The organism is Nostoc sp., assembly GCF_036917395.1.
GTDB lineage: Bacteria > Cyanobacteriota > Cyanobacteriia > Cyanobacteriales > Nostocaceae > Nostoc.
Window position 1 is genome coordinate 1 of record NZ_JBALDI010000030.1, and the last position, 5,791, is coordinate 5,791.

Below are 5,791 nucleotides of genomic sequence, written 5' to 3' on the forward strand. Positions count from 1 at the left end.
GGGGGAGAAAGCGGCAGCCGTCGGCTACCGCTTTCTCCCCCCTCCTAATGATTATCATTATCTATTATGGGATGTTTTATTTTTTGGAAGTCCCTTAAGACTGATGTAAACCCTATGTATGAATGGGGTGGTGTGTACTTTCGTTCTAAAGCCGAAATCAAAATTGCTGAGGAACTGGATAATAAAGGAGTCTTATTCTTTGCTAATTCACGCGGTCGAATTGGGCGACAAGGTTCCCCTGTATCTGATGCAAGTGGTTGGCTTACAGGACGCATTGAAGTTGATTTTTTGGTTTTTTACAGAGGCAAGTCTATGGTTTTAGAGGTAGATGGGAATCATCATCAAGAATCTTTACAGATAGCTAGAGACTATGTGCGAGACAGGGTGCTGCTACGAGAAGGTATTCCTACAGCTAGGTTTGCAGCAAAAGAATGCTTTGAGCAGCCTGAAAATGTCGTGATTGAGTTTTTGAATATGTTTTTGGTTTAATTTATGAGTCAATATCCAATAATTTTGATTCCTGTGGGAATTGAGAGAGCCAAATTAGCGCTGCCACCAGCACCCATACCTCCAGATCCACCACAACAACCGGGGACAAAGCCACAGAAAATAAACAACACTTTGATAGCAGTGGAAACAGCAGTTGCTATTCCCACTATCCCTATAGTTTCTCAATTGACATCTATACCAGGATGGTTATTATTCTTAGCAGTAGCAGGAGTGATCGCAGGTCATGTATGGGATCAAATCACCACCTATCCTCAACGCAAGCAAAAGCATGATCATGAGGTTGAAAGCTACCCCAAGAAGCTGAAAGATTATGAAATTAAGAAGCACCAGCATCAGGAGGAAGTAAAAGCTTCCCAAAGTCCTGAACGAGTGGCTGAGTTTCGCTACAAGTTGCTATTGCAAATACTTAGTCAAACTGTACCTCACGATGGCAGTGGTAGTGGGGCAAGAAGAGGTGAAGCAGAAGCTTTATTTGGTAATCATCTTAGTAGATATTTTCCTAGCAAGATTCATAAAGGGCTAACTCTCAAGATTCCTGATTTTGACTATCCATATACTCCAGACTTTGCATATATTGACAAAGAGTTGAATTTGTACATCGATATTGAGATAGATGAACCTTATGTTTATCCCACTGGCGCACCAACTCACTTTGTCGGAGCTTGGAAAGACAGTAACCGCAACAGATTTTTTTTAGCTAAACAGTGGATTGTGATTCGTTTTAGTGAAGAACAAGTTATTTGTTATCCCCAAAGTTGCTGTAAAACTATCGTTCAAGTCATTGCTCAAGTTACAGAAAATAACTCAATTTTAAATCAGTTTGCCAGCTTTACAGACCTACAACTTATGAAACAATGGACAGAAGCTGAGGCAATAGATATGGCAGCTAAAAGGGTACGAAATAATTATCCTTGTCAAAATAAAGGATTACATGACAATTCGCTCATTGAAACACAGCAACAGATATCTCTTGCATTGAAGCCAAATAGCCGCGCTCAAAGTCGTGGGGCTACAAGAGCAAGACATCGCGCTTTAAATTTATCTATTTCACCACCAACAAACAACACAACTTTATCTTCATTAGTAAGCTGTCCTTATTGCAGTGCAAAAGTTAAAACTACAAAATTTGAATTACATAAAACAAATAAATGTCCTAAACGACCATTGCTATAAGTGCGATAGTTCCTCTTCCTATATTTGAAAATTAAGTAATTCATTAGATGTAAAATAAATTAACCAATTTTGGTTCTTCGTTTAATTTTTGTTAAGTTTGAGATCCGAATATTTTATTATTCCGTAGTAAACGTAAAATTTTTGATTCAATTAATACTATAAATATAGTAATTTAAACTTGGCTACACATTGCGTCTTTTTGCCGCTCAATGGAAACATAGCCAAAATGCCAGATTAAATTCATTAGGTTTATACTGACAGTCAGTAACAAATAACTTACTGCTAGCAGAAACATAAATTTGTGACTGATAACAAACCAACCGATTACGCTACAATTATCCGTGCCGCCAACCAAATTAGTCCAGAACCCCCTGAATGGCTAAGTGCAGGTAGATATGTTTACTCACCAGAGTATGGAATTGGGGAGGTAATGGCATTATTGGGCAGACGGTTGATTGTCAAGTTTGTAGAAGAAGTTAAGCCAACCCAATTTGAAGATTGGGAGCAGGCTCTGGCTTTGGGATCAATTAAAGCAAGTAACGCTAACTTAGTTTCTTTCGCAGCATTCCTTGAAGAGAACAACGCCGCAATCACAACAACTGCGGAGCGGATTCAACAAATCCCCCAGGTAGTATTTCAGTCTGTAGCACAAGAACTGATTGCAAGCATTAGGGCGATAGATATCAAAAATGCTAACCAAGGAATAATTCACCCCCTACCGGGCGATTTACCATCGGCTTTACGTTTAGCGTTACAGAATAACGGTATCACTCAGATTTATTCTCACCAATTAGAAGCTCTAACAAAGTTACGTGCTGGGTTTGACTTGAGTATCACTACGCCCACAGCAAGCGGAAAGACGCTGTGCTACAACTTGGCTATCCTGGAATCGTGTGTTAAGCAACCGCAAACAACAGCATTGTACATTTTTCCACTTAAAGCGTTAGCTCTTGACCAAATGCGAAAGTTACAATCGCTTGTCAAGGCGATGCCCAACAATCGTCTAAAACTCGCACTGATGACGGGAGATACACTAGCTAATGAGCGACAACGTTTTTTTATCCCCAACCCTCCAAACATCTTGGCAGTCAGCCCCGACTTATTGCATTACTATCTTTATAATGTGCGCCGTCGGGATGATGGAGAAGGATGGCGACAGTTTTTAAGACAGTTACGCTACTGTGTAATTGATGAAAGCCATACCTATACTGGGGCTTTTGGCGCACACTTTGCTAATCTTATGCGGCGACTGAGGTTAGCAGTTGATGCAGTTGGTGGTAATTCCCAAAGACTGCAATTTATTTGTTCTAGTGCCACGATCGGAAATCCTCAAGATATGGCATTGCGGTTTAGCGGCAGAACCCATCAACCCCAAAGATTACACCTGATTGAGGATAGTGGCGCTCCCTATAAAGGACGAACCTTATTATCTCTTGCTCCAAGCAATGCAGCTAATGTTGAAGCTACTAAAATAGTGATTTCCTGGTTGCAGCATAACTTGAGTGGGATTGTCTTTTGTAATTCTCGTGCAGCTGTCAAAGGTTTACTTGGGTTAATCCAACGAGAAACCCAACGCATTGGATTAGGTTATCTAACCAGCAAGGTAGCAGTTTTCTACAGTTCCTTAACGGGCGATCGCCGTAGCGAGATTATTCAAAAACTCCAAGGTGGACAAATCAAGGTAATTATTTCAACTTCTTCCCTAGAAGCAGGAATCGATTTACCCGAACTAGACTGCTGTCTAATTCGAGGGTTTCCAGGTAGTCTGATGTCATTTTGGCAACGAGTTGGTCGAGCCGGACGCAAACAGCACGGGCTAGTGATTTATCTGCCATTAGGACAAAACCCGATTGATGTATACTACGCTCGACATAACGAACAGTTACTATCAGGAGAAGTTGAATCTGCTGCATTTAACCCTGACTATCCAACAATTCTAGGTAAACATTTAGAATGTGGTTGCATTGAAAGTAGTTTAGCTTTAGGAGAACTCAATACTCGTTTTGGAAAAACAGCCGGTGCAGTTGCAGATTCTCTTTTACAACAAAACAAAATTTTCTTAAGCACTAATGGAAAACTTTGGGGGAGAGGCTATCCTCATAAAGAAATTAATATCAGAAGTAGCACTCAAAGGTCAATTTCTTTAATTAACAAACATACGGGCGAAATTTTAGAAAGTATGTCGCTGCCTTTAGCCCATCGAGAAGTATTTCCCGAAGCCATATATATGGTGCAAGATGAAAGTGGTCAATTAATAGCATACCGTAGTGAAAGCCTAAATTCTGACAAAGGAGAAGCAGTACTAACATTTCTAGGAAAAGATACAGATTTATTTACTGAAGCGGAGTCAGAATTAGATATTCAACCACTTTCTACCTTGGCAGAATCTAAAATTATCCCTACTAATATCAAAGACGCTCGTTTACGTTTAACTCTTGTCTGGGGAGAAATTACGAATTCTGTAATTGGTTATAGATTGATGAAGCGTACCTACGGAATGACTTGTAAAAACCAACGTTGCGCTAATTATAAAAAACCACTTGAAGGAAAAAGCTGTTCATTGTGTAAGCAGGCGCTGAGTGCAGCAGAAGTGACAAAACTTCAAAAAGAAATAGCATTTTCAGAGGCATACGTCACAAAATACCAAGCGCCTTGCGTACTAGTAGAGTTAAATGAGCCGTTACAGAAAGCCCTACAAATAACTGTCAATAAATACAAACAAGAAATTATGACTGCTAATGGAGGTGAGGTTCCAGAACTTTATCAATCATTGTGGAGTAGCAGTGCTGAAGTGACGGCATTGCATAGTATCCAGCACCAGATAGTTAAAGCTGTACCAATGGTAGTTTTATCCTCCAGTTTGGATGTAGATGAATTGGCCATACAAAAAGAAAGCAGGAACATTGGTTACTTTTTTGACACCTGTGAAGGTGGGAATGGGGCAGCAGAAGCTATTTTCTCCGAGTTCACAAAATTTGCTGCTGCATCTTATGCTTTAGCAGCGGAATGTGATTGTGAAGCTGGTTGTCCAAGATGCCTACATTCAACGGCTTGTCCACAGCATAATGAACCATTGCATAAAGATGTGGGTTTATTTTTATTGGATGCAATTAGTTCAGCGAAGCAGAATACTTAAAACCTATGTTGAAATAAGCAGAGCAGCAAGGTTAAAAAAATAACATAGACAAATTGGTGACAACAGGTAGATGATTCACCATTGGCTAGGGTTCAGAATCTGGCTTCTACCGTGCAATAGAAAACTGCCCTAGACCAAAGCCAGAGCAGTTTTTTATAGAAATAAATTATATAGGAGACTTTTACTTTTGTCTCTAGTTTATCCATAGTAAATACCGTTATATAATACTATTCACCTCAAGTTTCGTGCTTTACGCAAAAAACGAATAATCTTGAAGTTGCCATTACAAAGTTTAGAAGTCAGCATCAGTCAGCGCATCACAGACGGTAACTGTGATTTTGAGCTTCTTCTTTGGTGGGACGCAGGACATGGTTGCTGGCGATGGGGTGCTGAGAAGGCAAATCTAGGAATGGAGGAAGTAGCGATCGCTCTAAAAGCCGCCCACCGTAGGCATCGCCCCAACTATCGACACTCCCACAAGAACATCAAGAGCTTTGTCGGGCTGACCAAAGACGAAGCGCCTGAGACAGACGAGGAGTGGCAAAAGTTCATGGCAGTGTGGGAGAATACTTGCGATAATTCTGTGGGAAAGTGAGCGCTCACCCTGATTCTTAAAGAAAATACCAAGCGATCGCTATAAAGTGGGCGAGTACGCCAGGAGCAGATTTACTGTTAAATTTTCTAGTGGATTTCTAGCCAGTTGTGGTGAAGCGATGACCGAATACTGTGAATTGGCTGCTGAGTTCTACAGCGTTGGGTCAACTTAGAGGATGTCTGAAAAGTTTTTGATAGGTGATTTCAATTACGCAAGCTGTTTGAGCATCAAACGAATCATAGCAATGTAAACAAAGGTTTCTGTAGTTGTCGGTAAGATTTCATCCCACCTTCCGCACCCTAACTGTCACACATCAATAAAAAGTCTCTTTAGTAGTACATAGGAACTAAAGTAGAGTGAATAGAAAGAAGGATTAA

Annotated in this window: 4 protein-coding genes; all 4 read left to right on the plus strand. The window is 40.4% G+C overall.

What is annotated here, in order from left to right; genetic code table 11:
• The first annotated feature begins 114 nt into the window (after positions 1 to 114).
• The 4 genes from V7K46_RS12425 (at position 115) to V7K46_RS12440 (ending at position 5,414) form a co-directional block, all read left to right on the plus strand.
• The gene (locus tag V7K46_RS12425; protein WP_335113451.1) at positions 115 to 489 is read left to right on the plus strand and encodes a DUF559 domain-containing protein; all 375 of its coding nucleotides are present in this window, start codon (positions 115 to 117) and stop codon (positions 487 to 489) included.
• 3 nt (positions 490 to 492) lie between these two features.
• Positions 493 to 1,683: a hypothetical protein gene (locus V7K46_RS12430; protein WP_335113453.1), complete on the plus strand. Its 1,191-nt coding sequence runs from the start codon at positions 493 to 495 to the stop codon at positions 1,681 to 1,683.
• A gap of 301 nt (positions 1,684 to 1,984) precedes the next feature.
• Positions 1,985 to 4,819, plus strand: a complete 2,835-nt coding sequence (locus V7K46_RS12435; protein ID WP_335113455.1) for a DEAD/DEAH box helicase — start codon at positions 1,985 to 1,987, stop codon at positions 4,817 to 4,819.
• A 271-nt stretch (positions 4,820 to 5,090) separates the two neighbouring features.
• Positions 5,091 to 5,414, plus strand: a complete 324-nt coding sequence (locus tag V7K46_RS12440) for a hypothetical protein (RefSeq protein WP_335113457.1) — start codon at positions 5,091 to 5,093, stop codon at positions 5,412 to 5,414.
• Positions 5,415 to 5,791 lie beyond the last annotated feature (377 nt).

Bases quoted from the DNA above. Each gene is read 5' to 3' on its own strand.
- V7K46_RS12425 (WP_335113451.1), top strand. From the start codon at position 115: ATGTATGAATGGGGTGGTGTGTACTTTCGTTCTAAAGCCGAAATCAAA.
- V7K46_RS12430 (WP_335113453.1), top strand. From the start codon at position 493: ATGAGTCAATATCCAATAATTTTGATTCCTGTGGGAATTGAGAGAGCC.